Annotated in this window: 11 protein-coding genes, 1 tRNA gene and 1 pseudogene; 8 read left to right on the plus strand and 5 right to left on the minus strand. The window is 67.5% G+C overall.

What is annotated here, in order from left to right; genetic code table 11:
* From H0W38_RS05215 to H0W38_RS05225, 3 genes are all read left to right on the plus strand, one after another.
* Positions 1 to 1563 (plus strand): ATP-binding protein (locus H0W38_RS05215; protein WP_292451874.1); only part of this gene is annotated, 1563 nt, incomplete at its 5' end.
* Between the two features lie 6 nt (positions 1564 to 1569).
* Complete coding sequence (locus H0W38_RS05220; protein WP_292451876.1) at positions 1570 to 2295, plus strand: response regulator; 726 nt, start codon at positions 1570 to 1572, stop codon at positions 2293 to 2295.
* A gap of 115 nt (positions 2296 to 2410) precedes the next feature.
* The gene (locus H0W38_RS05225) at positions 2411 to 2617 is read left to right on the plus strand and encodes a hypothetical protein (protein WP_292451878.1); all 207 of its coding nucleotides are present in this window, start codon (positions 2411 to 2413) and stop codon (positions 2615 to 2617) included.
* Positions 2618 to 2689: 72 nt separating this feature from the next.
* On the opposite strand, the gene H0W38_RS05230 is transcribed toward H0W38_RS05225, so the two are convergent.
* Genes H0W38_RS05230 through H0W38_RS05240 form a run of 3 tightly spaced genes read right to left on the minus strand, consistent with a single transcriptional unit; the run spans position 2690 to position 6799 of the window.
* Positions 2690 to 4627, minus strand: a complete 1938-nt coding sequence (locus H0W38_RS05230) for a glycoside hydrolase family 15 protein (RefSeq protein WP_292451880.1) — start codon at positions 4625 to 4627, stop codon at positions 2690 to 2692.
* 44 nt (positions 4628 to 4671) lie between these two features.
* Complete coding sequence (locus tag H0W38_RS05235) at positions 4672 to 6210, minus strand: HAMP domain-containing sensor histidine kinase (protein WP_292451882.1); 1539 nt, start codon at positions 6208 to 6210, stop codon at positions 4672 to 4674.
* A 31-nt stretch (positions 6211 to 6241) separates the two neighbouring features.
* Entirely contained in the window at positions 6242 to 6799 is a 558-nt protein-coding gene (locus tag H0W38_RS05240) for a response regulator transcription factor (RefSeq protein ID WP_292451884.1), read from the minus strand.
* A 332-nt stretch (positions 6800 to 7131) separates the two neighbouring features.
* Between H0W38_RS05240 and H0W38_RS05245 the strand changes: the two genes are divergently transcribed.
* Complete coding sequence (locus H0W38_RS05245) at positions 7132 to 7677, plus strand: sigma-70 family RNA polymerase sigma factor (RefSeq protein WP_292451887.1); 546 nt, start codon at positions 7132 to 7134, stop codon at positions 7675 to 7677.
* A 132-nt stretch (positions 7678 to 7809) separates the two neighbouring features.
* Here the strand turns inward: H0W38_RS05245 and H0W38_RS05250 are convergent.
* Together H0W38_RS05250 and H0W38_RS05255 are read right to left on the minus strand one after the other, a co-directional pair.
* A pseudogene (locus H0W38_RS05250) lies at positions 7810 to 8197 on the minus strand (SPFH domain-containing protein); the annotation flags it as partial.
* Positions 8198 to 8765: 568 nt separating this feature from the next.
* Positions 8766 to 8841 (minus strand) — tRNA-Phe (locus H0W38_RS05255).
* A 218-nt stretch (positions 8842 to 9059) separates the two neighbouring features.
* Here H0W38_RS05255 and yajC point away from each other — a divergent pair.
* From yajC to H0W38_RS05275, 4 genes are all read left to right on the plus strand, one after another.
* Entirely contained in the window at positions 9060 to 9386 is a 327-nt protein-coding gene (gene yajC / locus H0W38_RS05260; RefSeq protein ID WP_292451889.1) for a preprotein translocase subunit YajC, read from the plus strand.
* Positions 9387 to 9473: 87 nt separating this feature from the next.
* On the plus strand, positions 9474 to 11354 hold the full coding sequence (secD, locus tag H0W38_RS05265) for a protein translocase subunit SecD (RefSeq protein WP_292451891.1): 1881 nt from the start codon (positions 9474 to 9476) through the stop codon (positions 11352 to 11354).
* Positions 11355 to 11443: 89 nt separating this feature from the next.
* A complete protein-coding gene (secF, locus tag H0W38_RS05270) occupies positions 11444 to 12502 on the plus strand; it encodes a protein translocase subunit SecF (protein WP_292451893.1) in 1059 nt (352 codons plus the stop codon).
* A 41-nt stretch (positions 12503 to 12543) separates the two neighbouring features.
* On the plus strand, positions 12544 to 14611 hold a 2068-nt coding region (locus tag H0W38_RS05275), incomplete at its 3' end, for a DUF1631 family protein (protein ID WP_292451895.1).

A 14611-nucleotide genomic window follows, 5' to 3' on the forward strand; every position in this document is an offset into this window, starting at 1 on the left:
GACAACTACCTGATGATCACGCAGCTGCTGCCGGCCCAGCTCGCGGCCAACGCACTGGCGGTGCAGAGTGCCTACCGCGAATATCAGCAGCGCTCGCTGGCCCGCGAGGGTCTGCGCAAGATGTACATCGGCACGCTGACGCTCACCCTGATCCTGGCGGTGTTCGGCGCCGTCCTGCTCGCCGTGACCTTCGGCAACCGCCTGGCCCGCCCGCTGTTGCTGTTGGCCGGCGGCGTGCGCGAGGTCGCGCGCGGCGACCTCAGCCCGAAGGCGGTGTTCGCCTCGCGCGACGAACTCGGCGGCCTGACGCGCTCGTTCGCCCAGATGACCCAGCAGCTCGCCGACGCGCGCGAGCTGGTCGACCGCACGGTCAGCGAGCTGGAGGCGGCACGCACCAAGCTGCAGACCATCCTCGACAACATGAGCGCCGGCGTCATCGTGTTCGACCCGGCCGGCCGCATCGACAGCATCAATCCCGGCGCCACGCGGATCCTGCGCCTGCCCTTGTCGGCCTACGTCGGCCGCGGGCTGGCCGAGGTGCCGGGCCTCGAAGGCTTCGATGCGATGCTCGCCCGGCGATTCGAGCAGCTCGAAGTCGGCCCCGAAGTCGGCGAGCGCGATCAGTGGCAGGACTCGTTCGAACTCAAGAGCACCGTGCCCGATCGCGATGCGGTGACGCTGCTGGTGCGCGGCGCGCAACTGCCCGGCGCGGCGCGGCTGACCGTCTTCGACGACATCACCGAGCTGGTCTCGGCCCAGCGCGCCGAGGCCTGGGGCGAGGTGGCCCGGCGCCTGGCGCACGAGATCAAGAACCCGCTCACGCCGATCCAGCTCTCCGCCGAGCGGCTGCAGCACAAGCTGGCCGCCAAGCTCGACGGGCCGGACGAGGCGGTGCTCGTCAAGTCGGTCGCCACCATCGTCACCCAGGTGCAGGCGATGAAACAGCTGGTCAACGAGTTCCGCGACTACGCCCGCCTGCCGGCCGCACAACTGGCGCCGCTCGACCTCAATGCCCTGGTCGGCGAGGTGCTCGGCCTGTATGCGCAAGCGCAGGAGACCGGCCGGCTGCACGTCGAGCTGGCCGAGGCGCTGCCGCTCATCGAGGGCGACGCGACCCAGTTGCGCCAGGTGATCCACAACCTGACCCAGAACGCGCTCGACGCGGTGGCAGAGCAGCCCGGCGGCCGGGTGCAGCTGCGCACGGAAGGGGTGCATTCGGTTGCCGGCGTGCAGGGCGTGCAAGGTGAAAAGGAGGGCTGGCGCGCGGTGCGCCTGATCGTCACCGACAATGGGCCGGGCTTCAGCGAACGCGTGCTCAAGCGAGCGTTCGAGCCTTATGTGACGACCAAGACCAAAGGCACCGGCCTGGGCTTGGCGGTCGTCAAGAAAATTGCCGATGAGCATGCGGCGCGGGTGCGATTGTTCAATCTTCCCGGCCTGCCTGCGGCCGACGGCGGCGCAGGAACGGCCGGCGGCGCGCAAGTTTCGCTATCATTTTCCAAAATCCTTTCCCGCCAGGGCGAGGCCGGCAGACCCGCCGAGACGGCGGTTGCCTCCCACTGAGACTTCATGGCCACGATTCTTGTAGTTGACGACGAACTCGGCATCCGCGCATTGCTCTCGGACATCCTGGGTGACGAAGGCCACAGCGTCGAGGTGGCCGAGAACGCCGCTCAGGCCCGCGCCGCTCGTGAGCGCGCGCGGCCTGATCTGGTGCTGCTCGACATCTGGATGCCCGACGTCGACGGCGTGACGCTCCTCAAGGAGTGGGGTGCCTCGGGCGCGCTGTCGATGCCGGTGATCATGATGTCGGGGCACGGCACGATCGACACCGCGGTCGAGGCCATCAAGTTCGGCGCAATGGCCTTCCTGGAAAAGCCGATCACGTTGCAGAAATTGTTGCGCGCGGTCGAGCAGGGCCTCGCCAAACCGCAGGCGCGGCTTGCCCCGGCGGCCCCGGTGCCGCTGCACGCCAGCGAGCACGACGGTGACGTCGTCGAGCCGGCCCCGCTTGTTGCGCCGGGCGCGTTTGCGCCACCGGTCGCCCTCGGCCTTCAGCCGGAACAAAGCTTCGAGCTCGACCGGCCGTTGCGCGAAGCGCGCGATGCGTTCGAGAAAGCGTATTTCGAATTCCATCTCGCGCGCGAGAACGGCAGCATGACCCGCGTGGCCGAGAAAACCGGGCTGGAACGCACGCACCTCTACCGCAAGTTGAAACAGCTCGGCGTGGACTTGAGCCGCGGCAAGAAGGGTGTGGGCGTGCCGGTGACGGGGCCGTTGTTGTTCGACAGGTGAGATCAAGGAAGCACAGCCCGTGACCGGCCGTTCTAGACGCTCGGCCTGCCTCGAGGCGGATACGATCCGGCAAACGGGGGTAGCGCATTACCCGTCGAACAAGCAAAGGCCGCGTGTGCAAACACTGAACGAGATGTTGAGTCGAAAGCTGCTGACGTCCGCCCAGCATTCCCAGATCGGAGCCTGGATCGCGCATGCCAAAACCCCGGAAGCAATCATGCAGATGCCGGCACCGCTATGGCGCACGCTCGAGCTGGCCAGCGTGCTGATGAACGTCGACGCCGATCTGACCCAGCCGCCGCTGCTGTCGGAAGGAATGTGAAACCTGCCGGGTTCGCTCTCAAGGAGAACGCCGTCGTTTCATGCTCCAAAACCCTCCTGGTTGCGTGTGGCCCTAGGGCCAAGCCAGCTTCGATCGCTTGGAGGAAATCAACCGGCCCATCCGGCGAGACTGCGTCATGGCGGCGAGCACGCCGCGCCAGCCGAAGGTCGCGGTCACGGCCCGGCGGGCTCGGTCGGCGTAGGAGCCCTTCAGCGCGTCCGCCCCGCGACGTTCGGCCAGTTGCAGGTTGACGACATTGCCGATGACGCCCAAGTGCGTCAACGCTTGCGGGTGGTTGCCGAGGAACGCGTGGCTCGACGGGTCGAGTGCTTCGGCGTACAGGCCGACGTCGTTCGCGCAAGCCACGAGGCGCTCGAGGCAAGCACGCGCTTGATCGATGCGGCCCGCGGAAAGTTCGGCATCGATCAGCCACGAGGTGCAAACGAGAAAGGCCCCTTCTTCGCCTTGGAGGCCGTCTTCTCCCACATAGCGCGCCAGAAAGTCGCCGCGGCCGAGGGTGCGGCGAACGTGGTCGATCGTCGCCTCGAGCCTGGTCCGCGGCAACACGAAGCCGAGCATCGGCGCCAGCAGCACCGCGGCATCGGTGCCGCCGTCGTAGGCCTGGCACAGCGCGCCGCCGGGGGCGCACACACCCCGCTCGAGAATCTCGTCGGCCACCTTTTGCGCTTCGCTCTCCCAGCCGGCATCGAGCAGCTTGCCGGCACGGTTCAGGCCGACCCAGCTCATCAGCTTTCCGTGCACGTGATGGCGGGCCGGGCCGCGCATCTCCCACAGGCCCTGATCGGGCTCGCGCCAATGCGCGGCGATGAACTTCGCCACGGCCGCCAGCAGGCGCCGGTACTGTTCGTCGAGCTTGCCGCCGAGGGCTTCGTACATCAGCGAGAGGTCGAGCATCTGGCCGTAGCTGTCGATCTGCTGCTGCAGGTAGGCGCCGTTGCTGATGCGCACGGGGGCGCTCGCCTTGTAGCCTTCGAGGTGACCCTGCGTCGCTTCGTCGAGCTTCATCGTGCCGTCCACGCCGTACATCGGGCGCACCTCGGGCAGCGAGCGCGCGATGGTGCGCAGCAGGAACTCGTGGAAGCATTTCGCCTCGCCGCTGTAGCCGAGCACGGCAAGCGCGTAGAGCGCGAACGACGAGTCGCGCACCCAGCAGAAGCGGTAGTCCCAGTTGCGTTCGCCGCCGATCGTTTCGGGCAGCGAAGTGGTCGGCGCCGCAACGATCGCCCCGCTGGGCGCGTAGGTCAGCAGCTTGAGGGTGAGCGCGCTGCGTTGGACCGTGTCCGCGAAGGGCCCGCGATAGCGGCAATAGCCGATCCACTCTTCCCAGAATGCCCTCGTCGCCGCGAAGAACTCATCGACGCGGCTGCAGGGGGACTCGCCCGCCACGGCATTGCCGGCGAGCACGAAGTCGCGTCGCTCGCCTTCGGCCACCCGCAGCACAGCCGTCGCCAGATCGCCTTCGATCTCGAACTCGAGCTCGCCGAACAAGGCGGGCATTTCCGGGCCGGCGCGCAAGGCGCCCTCACGGGCCGCGAGTTGCGCCGGTACACGCGCGAACTCCTGCGACGGCCGATACGCCGTCTCCATGTCGACCACGCCCTGCAGGCCCTCGACGCGCCGCACGATCCAGGCCGGGGCATTCAGGTGCACGTAGTCGTTGACGCCGGCGTCGAGCCGCCGGCCGACCGGCATGAAATCCGTGACGGCGACCTTGCCAGAATCCGTGCTGAACACCGTGCGCAGCATGTTGGTGCCGGGCAGGTAGGCGCGCGTGCTCGACCCGTCGCCGCGCGGCCGGATCGACCAGAAGCCGCCACGGTCGGCATCGAGCAAGCGGCACAACACCGGGTCGGCATCGAAGCGGTGCAAGGTCGCCCAGTCGATGCTGCCGTCGCTGGCGACGAGCGCCGATCCGTGGCAGTCGCCGATCAGCGCGTAGTCTTCGATCGGGCGGTAGCGCGGCGAACGCGGCATTCGCGAACGGTTCATGGATGGCGGGCTCAGGATCGCAAGAGTTCACCTGCGGGAGACGCTCACGTCGCCGGCAGCAGGATCGTCACCTGGGTGCCTGCGCCGACGCTGCTGACCACGCGCACGCTGCCGCCATGCAGCTCGGCGATGCGCTTGACGATCGCCAGGCCCAGCCCACGGCCGCCCTCGCCCGTGGCGGGGGCGACGCTGCGGCGGCTCTGGTAGAAGCGGTCGAACAGGTGCGGCACCTCGTCGGCCGCGATGCCCGGCCCGGTGTCGGTGACGCTGACTGCCACAGCGCCTTCGCGCTTGCTCGCGGCCAGCGTGACGAGGCTGCCCGCGCCGCTGAACTTCAGCGCGTTGTCGACCAGATTGGCCACGGCGCGCTCGAACAGGGCGACGTCGAGTTCGACCACCGGCGCCGGAGTGGCCGAGGGCGGCTGGGTCTGCAGTCGCACGCCCCGCTCGCCGGCGCGCGGGGCGAAGCGCAGCGAGATGTCGTCGAGCAGTTCAGCGACGTTGATCACTTCGGTGCGCAGCTTGAACTCGGGCTCGTCGAGCTGGGCCAGCTCGCCCAGCGACTGCACCAGCCGCGCCGCGTTGCGCGTGTTGCGCAGCGCGACCTGGAGCAGTCGGCCGTCTTCGGTCCGCGCCGTGTCGCCGCCCCAGCGCGCCTCCAGCGTCTCGAGGCAGGTGGTGGTCGCGGTGAGCGGCGAGCGCAGGTCGTGCGACAGGTTGCTGACGCCTTCGCGGCGGAAGTGGTCCAGCCGGCGCAGCGTCTCCCACTGCGAGCGCAGCCGTTGCACCATGGCGCCGAAGCCGCGCGCGAGCTGGCCGAACTCGTCGTTCACCCTGGCGGGTGCGAGCAGCAGCGCCTCGCTGTCGGGCGAAGGGGCGCCCAGACCTTCGCGCGAAACCGCGTCCACCGCCGCGCCGAGCTGGTGCAGCGGCCGCGTGACCACGGCGATGATCCAGGCGGCCAGCAGAGTGGCCAGTGCCACCACGCCGACGATGGCGATCAGCGCCGGCTGCGCCAGCGTGTCGCCCCATGCCGCCAGCCGGCCCTCGGGCAGGGCGTCGCGGTGCACCACGAGGTAAAGGTAGCCGGCCGGGGCTGCGCCGCGAGCGCTGTCGGCACGGCTCACCGGCCGGGCGGCGATCACCGCGGCACTGTCCATGCGCTGTGGGTCGTCGCCCATCACATAGGGGGGCCGCGTCTGCGAGATGGCCTTCATTACCGGCGCCAGCGCCACCTTGAAGCCTCGCGGCAGCGGCGTGTGCGCGGTGGATGCCAGCACCAGGCCACTCGCATCGAGCAGGTACAGCTGGGTCTCGGGTTCGAACAGCAGCAGCTGGCGCAGGAAGGCCTCGAACTCGACCGGATCGCTCGCCTGGCGCTCGGTGAGGTCGTGGTACATCCCCGCCACGCGACCCAGGAAGGCGTCGCCGCGCCGGTAGGCGGTCTCGTGCTCGAAGCGCTCGAAGGCGATCAGCACGGTGGCGATCACGCCCAGCGCCGTCAAGGCGCCGGTGACGAAGATCGTCAGCGCCAGCTTGAAGCGCACCGTCATGTCGGCTCGGCCCTTGCCCCGTGTCTCCATCGGGGCCGGCGTCGCGGCTGCGTTGGGGTCGTCATCCCGCGCCCGGCGCTTCGCGCATCTTGTAGCCGGCGCCGCGCACCGTGAGGACGAGCTGCGGGTGCATAGCGTCGGCCTCGATCTTGGCGCGCAGCCGGTTGATGTGGGTCGTGACGGTGTGCTCGTAGCCTTCGTGGCTGTAGCCCCAGACGGCATCGAGCAACTGGGCGCGCGAGAACACGTGACCGGGGTGCCGGGCGAAATGCAGCAGCAAGTCGAACTCCAGCGCCGTGAAGTCGAGCACCGCGCCGCGGCAACGCACCTGGCGCTTGGCCGGCACGATCTCCAGCTCGCCGTTGCGCAGTGTCGAGGGCAGGGCGGGGTCGCTGGCCTGGGCCGCACGCAGCAGATCGGCGCGGCGCAGCAGCGCCTTCACGCGAGCCAGCAGCTCGGCCAGCGAAAACGGCTTGGTCAGGTAGTCGTCGGCGCCCAGCTCCAGCCCGAGCACGCGGTCGAGCTCGGTGGATTTGGCCGTCAGCATCAGGATCGGCGTGCCGTGGCCGCGAGCGCGCAGCGTCTTGCACAGCTCCAGGCCGTCCAGGCCCGGCATCATGCGGGTCGAGGATCAACAGGTCGCTGGCGCGCTCGATTTCGCTGGCCAGGGCGGCCGCCCCGTCGCCCACCGCGGTGACCTGATAGCCGGCCTGGCGCAGGTTGAGCTCGATGAGGTCGCGGATATCCGCCTGGTCTTCGGCAACGAGAAGTCTGGCCGTCATGGCATCAGGGTCGGGATCGGCGCGAATTGCTTACGGCGATTGTGCGGTCGTGCGGCCATCCCGCACACGCCGTCGACAGCGCGATGTGAGCTTCCTGTGAGGTGGCGTGAGGCTGCCGGGACCTGTGCCCGCCACAGTCGCCCGGTGTGTTCAACGCAAGGAAGCGCCGATGAGAACGAGCCTCGATGCCCCACAGGGCGCCGCCGCCACGCAGCCGACACTCGGCTGGCAGGAGATGCTGACGCACCGCAGCTACCTGCTGCGCTACGCGCGCTCGCGCCTGCAGGATCCCTCGCTGGCCGAGGACGCGGTGCACGACGTGTTCGTCGCCGTGCTGTGCGGCCGCGCGCGCTTCGGCGGCCGCGCCGCGCCGCGCTCCTGGCTGGTCGGCATCCTGCGCCACAAGATCGTCGATCTGATCCGCACGCGCAGCGGCACCGACAGCCTCGACGCCATGGCCGACGACGAAGCCGCCGACGAGCCGGTCTGCCCGCGCTGCCGGCCCGACGAGCGGGCTGAGCAGCGCGAACGGCTGGCGCACACGCTGGCACGCATCGACGGCCTGCCGGCAACCCTGCGCCATGCCGTGCAGCTGCGCCTGGTGCACGACCGGGGCAGCGACGAGGTCTGCCGCACGCTCGACATCAGCGAGGACAACCTGCATGTGCGCCTTCACCGCGCACGCCGCCAGTTGCTGGCTTGCGCCGCGGCGTGACGGTGTGCCCCCCGATCGAGGGCCACGGGATCGCCCGCATCGCAACCCGGCGCCGTCAGACCCCTGAGAACCGCCGCCTGCGATGGTCCGGCAGCGACGACGTACGGTGGGCGCTGACGGTGACAGCGCGCGTCACGCGCGCGCCCGATCTGCGAAGTCTCGCAGCAGTGCGCCAAATTCCGTGGGGAACGGGAACACCGATCGTCGGGTTGTTCTGCTGGCCGATGGTGGCCAGCGTGCTCAGGTAGCGCAACTGCAACGCCTCGGGCTGCTGCGCCAGCACCTGCGCGGCCTCGAGCAGCTTGCGCGCGGCCTGCTCCTCGCCTTCGGCGTTGATGACCTTGGCGCCGCTCGCGCTCGGCCTCGGCCTGGCGGGCCATCACGCGCACCATGTTCTCGCCGAGATCGATGTGCTTGAGCTCGACGTTGGCGACCTTCACGCCCCACGCTTCGGTCTGCGAATCGAGATGGCCTGGATGTCGTTGTTGAGCTTGTCGCGCTCGGAGAGCATGGAGTCCAGCCCAGCCGCCGCCGGATCGTGTCGGCCCGACGGGCTGCACGGTCGTCGTCAGCTCCACGCTGGCATCGGTAGGCCAGGCGGTTGCATTGCCGACAAGCAAACACCCGGCCGCCATGCGGCACCGCGACGCGCTTGCCGCAGCCGAACGCCGGGCTTAGACCTTCAGCGCCGCGTCGTCTTCATTCCGAAGGCGAAGGCCGGCGCACGCGAACAGCCGATCACCGAGCCCCTTGCCGAGTTTCTGGCGTCCTACGCGGCCGCGCTGCAACCCGGCACACCGTGGCTATTCCCGTCGCCAGGCGCGAAAACAGGGCACACCGTGGACGTGCAAGCCGTTTCGCCGCGTCGCCGCTGCCGCTGGCCTAGACCCGGACCCTCGTGCTCGGTGCTGGACTTGCATCGCTCGCAGTAGGCAGGACTTTGTCGCCGACCTTCATCCGTTGCCCTCGGCGCCGCTCGGGTCAGCGGCAACTGCGCCAGTTTTTCCGGCGCGATTACACAGGAACTGGAACGACACAAAGCTCAACGGCTTGCAGCGCAGGAACGCGTGCAAGCCGTTGATTTTGAATGGTGGCTCGGGGCGGAATCGAACCACCGACACGCGGATTTTCAATCCGCTGCTCTACCGACTGAGCTACCGAGCCAAGGGGCGAGAGTGTAGCAGCAGGACTGCCCGCCTCGATGCTTTCCCAGACGCCTGCGCTCCTGTGCCGGTGCGATCGGGCACACCTGCTGAGCCGCATTTTTGTGGTTCGCGACGCAGCGGCCGAACCTCCTCGCCCGCACGCGCTCCAATCGGCGTCCACAGGCCGCGCACTACAATGTGCGTCGCTTTCCAGCGTAACGAATCCGAGGACGAAACGTGTTTATTTCCGAAGCTTTTGCACAGGCCGCTCCGGCCGCTCCGGCAGGTGGCGAATCCACCCTGATCACGATGTTGCCGCTGGTGCTGATGTTCGTGGTGCTGTATTTCGTGATGATCCGCCCGCAGATGAAGCGCCAGAAGGAACACAAGGCCATGATCGAGGCAATCGCCAAGGGAGACGAGGTGGTCACCGTGGGTGGCGTGCTCGGCAAGGTCTCGCGCATGGGCGACAGCTACTTGCATGTGGAAGTGGCCACCGGCGTCGAGTTGCAGGTGCAGCGCACTTCGGTGGTACAGGTGCTGCCGAAAGGCACCTTCAGGTAAGCGCGGCGACGCGCGTCAAGCCTTCTCGCAAGCGAGGCGTGAGGGTGACGCGCTGCAGTCAGGGCCTCAGGCCCCAAGGATGTTTCGATGAACCGCTATCCGTGGTGGAAATACGCGATCCTGGCGATCGCGATGGTGGTTGGGCTGGTCTACACGCTGCCCAATTTTTTTGGTGAGGCACCGGCCGTACAGATCTCGAGTGGCAGGGCGACGCTCAAGATCGACAACGCCTTGGTGTCGCGCGTCGAGCAGGCTTTGCAGGCTGCAGGTCTGCAAGCCGACTTCGTGCAGTTCGAGGGCGGCTCGGTACGGGCGCGCTTCCAGGACACCGATACCCAGCTTACGGCCCGCGATGCGATTGCCGCAGCGCTCAATCCCGATCCCAACGACCCCGGCTACGTGGTCGCTCTCAACCTGGTCAGCCGCTCGCCGGACTGGCTGACCGCGTTGCATGCCCTGCCCATGTACCTGGGGCTCGATTTGCGCGGCGGCGTTCATTTCCTGATGCAGGTCGACATGCAGGCGGCTTTGACCAAGCGCGCCGAGGCGTTGACCGGCGATATTCGCGTGCTGCTGCGCGACAAGAACGTCCGGCACGCCGGCATCACGCGCGACGGCGATGCCATCGAGATCCGCTTGCGCGACGCCGCCACCCTGGAGGCGGCGCGCACGGTGCTCACGGAGCCGCTGCCCGAACTGCAGTGGAGCGAGTCGCCCCGGGGCTCGGACTTCATTCTTACCGCCAGCCTCAGGCCGGAGGCGGGGCGCGCGGTGCAGGACCAGGCGCTCAAGCAGAACATCACCACCCTGCACAACCGCATCAACGAGCTCGGCGTGGCCGAGCCGGTGATCCAGCAGCAGGGCATGGACCGTGTGGTGGTGCAGTTGCCCGGCGTGCAGGACACGGCCAAGGCCAAGGACATCATCGGCCGCACAGCGACCCTGGAGTTGCGCCTGGTCGACGACAGCGCGCAAGCCCAAGCCGCGGCGGCAGGCTCCGGGCCAGTGCCGTTCGGCACCGAACGCTTTGTGGAGCGCGGCGGCGCACCGCTGATTGTGAAGCGCCAGGTGGTGCTGACCGGCGAGAACCTTACCGATGCGCAGGCCGGCTTCGACGGCCAGACCCAGGAGCCGGTGATCAACCTGACGGTCGATGCCAAAGGCGCGCGCATCATGCGCGACGTCTCGCGCGAGAACGTCGGCAAGCGCATGGCCATCCTGCTCTTCGAGAAAGGGCGCGGCGAGGTCATCACCGCGCCGGTGATCCGCAGCGAACTCGGCGCTCGCTTCCAGATCTCGGGTCAACTGACCACGCAGGAAGCCAACGACCAGGCGCTTCTGCTGCGCGCGGGCTCGCTTGCGGCGCCGATGGAGATCATCGAGGAGCGCACCATCGGCCCGAGCCTGGGTGCGGAAAACATCGCCAAGGGGTTCGACAGCGTGATCTACGGCTTCGCCGCGATCGCCGCGTTCATGTGCGCCTACTACATGCTGTTCGGCGTGTTCTCGACCATCGCGTTGTCGGTCAACTTGCTGCTGCTGATGGCGTTGCTGTCGATGCTGCAGGCCACGCTCACGCTGCCGGGTATCGCTGCCATCGCCCTGACCCTGGGCATGGCCATCGACGCCAACGTGTTGATCAACGAGCGTGTGCGCGAGGAATTGCGGACCGGCGCCTCGCCGCAGACGGCCATCCACACCGGCTACGAACGCGCCTGGGGCACCATCCTCGACTCCAACATCACCACGTTGATTGCCGGCGTTGCCCTGCTTGCTTTCGGTTCGGGGCCGGTGCGCGGCTTTGCTGTCGTTCATTGCCTGGGCATCCTGACCTCGATGTTCTCGGCGGTGCTGTTCTCCCGCGGGCTGGTCAATCTTTGGTACGGGCGCCAGAAGAAGCTGAAGAGCGTGTCGATCGGCACGGTGTGGCGGCCGGACGCCGATCGAGCGCCGGCCACGCCGGGCTGAGCGAGCCCGACCTCCAATTGCGTTCCTGCCCTGCGGGAGTGCATCGCGGGTCTGGCTGTCACGATCTGCATTGAACCGAAAGAAGCCCGATGGAGTTTTTCCGCATCAAGCGCGACATCCCGTTCATGAAGCACGCGTTTATCTTCAACGTCGTGTCTTTCCTGACCTTTGCTGCCGCGGTGTTTTTCCTGGTCACGCGCGGCCTCCACCTTTCGATCGAGTTCACCGGCGGCACGGTCATCGAGGCCCAGTACGCGCAATCGGTCGACGTGGCCCAGGTGCGCGAGACCGTCGAGGCGTTGGGTTTCGGCGAAGTGCAGGTGCAGACTTTCGGCACTTCGCGCGACCTGCTGGTCCGCCTGCCGCTTCGCGACGACATCGAGCAGAACGAGGTGGTGGGTCGCGTGTTCGGTGCGCTGTGCGCTGCCGAAGCGGGCAAGGTCATGCAACGCGAGACCGTCACCGAGCGCGGCGAACAGATCAGCCAGCAGGTCTGCAGCGCCGATGCCGCGGGAGACGCCGCTGCCGAGCCGGTGCGTCTGCAACGCAGCGAATTCGTCGGACCGCAGGTCGGCAGGGAACTGGCCGTCGATGGCGCGATGGCGCTCGGCTTCGTGGTGGTCGGCATCATGATCTACTTGGCTTTCCGATTCGAATGGAAGTTCGCGGTCGCGGCCATCGTCGCCAACCTGCACGACGTCGTCATCATCCTGGGCTTCTTCGCCTTTTTTCAGTGGGAGTTTTCGCTGGCTGTGCTGGCGGCTGTGCTGGCGGTGCTGGGCTATTCGGTCAACGAGTCGGTGGTCATCTTCGACCGCATCCGCGAAGCGTTCCGGCGCTATCGCAAGATGAACACGCAACAGGTGATCGATCACGCGATCACCTCGACGATCAGCCGCACCATCATCACGCACGGTTCCACGCAGATGATGGTGCTGTCGATGCTGATCTTCGGCGGCGCCACGCTGCACTACTTCGCGCTGGCGCTCACGATCGGGATCCTGTTCGGCATTTACTCGTCGGTGTTCGTGGCTGCGGCAATCGCCATGTGGCTGGGCGTCAAGCGAGAAGATCTCATGCGCGCGGGCGCTGGCAAGCCGGGTGGCGGTGACGATCCGGACGATCCCAACGTCGGAGCCGTGGTGTAGAGTTCAAGCGCCTTCACCATTCGCCAGCCTGTACGCCACCAATGGCCACCGCAGCCAACCCGTCCGCGCTTGCCGCTCAGGCCCGGCGGGTGTACGTGGAAGCGCTGCTGCTCGGAGTGCCGGCCACCGTGCAGACGGTGTTGAACGGCGCTCACCGCCTGGCCAACGAGAAGGCGGATCCGCCCACCGCGCACAAGCGCATGAACGTGGCCATGGATCTGGTGCGCCCGGCGGCGCATTGGCAGCAAACGCTGATCGACCGGCTCTCGACGGGGCCCACCTTGCCGCTCGCCGCACGCACGGGCGCTGGCGCGCAATACGGCGGTGCAAGCGGCGACATGCCGCCGATGGCGCTGGTCGATGACGACACCATAGAAATCGAGATCCTCAGTTCGCGGCTCGCGCTTGCGATGATGGACAAGGCGTCCTGGGAGTTCACCGACCTGCGGGCGCGCTTGTCGAGCCTGGAGCGGCGCGAGGAACTCGACGGGGCCGACATCCTTCGCCCGCACGTGGTGGCTCGCACGGTCGTCGACACCTGGTGTGGGGCGGGGTTGCCGCTCGATCATTGGGTAACGGTGCAACAGGTCCTGCAAACAAGTTTCGGCGAGTTGATCGAAGAGGCTTATCACGAAACCAACCGTTGGTTGATGAGCGAGGGCGTGCGCCCTGAGATCGATCTGCGACCCTACATTCGCCGCTCGCGCGGCGTGAGCCCGTCGGGAACGCCGGTGACCACGGGATTCGGCGACATGGCCGAAGAGCGATCACGAGGCCGGCGCGGCACTGGCAGCGGTGGCAAACACGAGGGCGGTTTCGGAGGAAGTGGCGGCATCGGCAGCAGTGGTAGCAGCGAAGTCGGCGAAGAAACGCGGTTGATGACGCGCATGACCAATCTGCCGCGCGGCGTTGGCCATGCGGAAGCCGTGCTCGGCAGGCTCAACAAGCTCGTCGGTCGGCAGGTCCCTCAGTTCGCGGACACCACGGCGCCTCAGAGCTCCCCTGGCCTGAAGCAGGCGATCGCCGACGCGCAGGCCGGCATCCAGCGCCAGCTCGGCGCGGCGACGCAGCAAAGCAGCGGCGGCCAGATCAGTACGCCGGCGCTGCTGCAGGAGATGAGGCAGCGCAAGGCCGTGCTCAAGCAGGCAGCGACCACGCCGGTCGAGCGCGCCACCATCGAGATCGTCGCCCTGCTGTTTCAGAGCATCCTGATGGAAGAGAAGATTCCCGCCCAGGTGCGCGTGTGGTTCGCGCGGCTGCAGATGCCGGTGCTGCGGGTCGCGGTCAGCGAACCCGATTTTTTTGCGACCACCGACCATCCGGCCCGCAACCTGATCGACCGCATGGGGGCGTGTGTCATGGGCTTCGATGTGAGCGCGCGCGCAGTCGGCGACGCCCTCGACAAGGAGATCAAGCGCGTGGTCCAGGTGGTGGAGGCTTATCCCGACACCGGGCGGCGCGTGTTTCAGACCGTGCTGACCGAGTTCGAGCGTTTCCTGGAGCACTATTTCAGCAACGAGAACGCGGCCACGCGCAAGGGCGTGTCGCTGGCACAGCAGGTCGAACAGCGTGAGACGCTGGCAATTCAGTACACCATTGAGTTGCGCAAGATGCTCGACCAAATGCCGGTCCAAGAAGGCGTGCGCATCTTCTTGTTCCAGGTCTGGGCCGATGTGCTGGCCACGACGGCGCTCAAGGCAGGAGCTGGCAGCGAAACCACCAAAGTCATGAAGCGTGCTGCCGCGGACCTGATCTGGTCTGCGGGCGCCAAGGTTTCGCGCGAAGAGCGGGCCGACGTGATCCGCCGCCTGCCGCCGCTCTTGAAAACGTTGCGCGCGGGCATGGCCGAGGCCGGGCTGCTGCCGGAAAAGCAGGACGAGCACATCCAGTCGCTCAACGACTCGTTGGCTGCGGCGTTCACCGCGAAGGCGGCCGCCATCCCTGCCGAGCGGCTCGACGAACTGATGGCGCGCCTCGATGATCTGGAAGAGCTCCTGCCCGACGCCGATGACATGGTGATCGACGAGTCGATCGTGATGGACCTGTCGGGCCACGAAAGCTCCGAACTCCAGATCGTCACTGACGGCGGCTCGATGCCCACGCCGGCCA

It is taken from the genome of Methylibium sp., from assembly GCF_013817365.1.
Lineage (GTDB): Bacteria > Pseudomonadota > Gammaproteobacteria > Burkholderiales > Burkholderiaceae_C > Methylibium.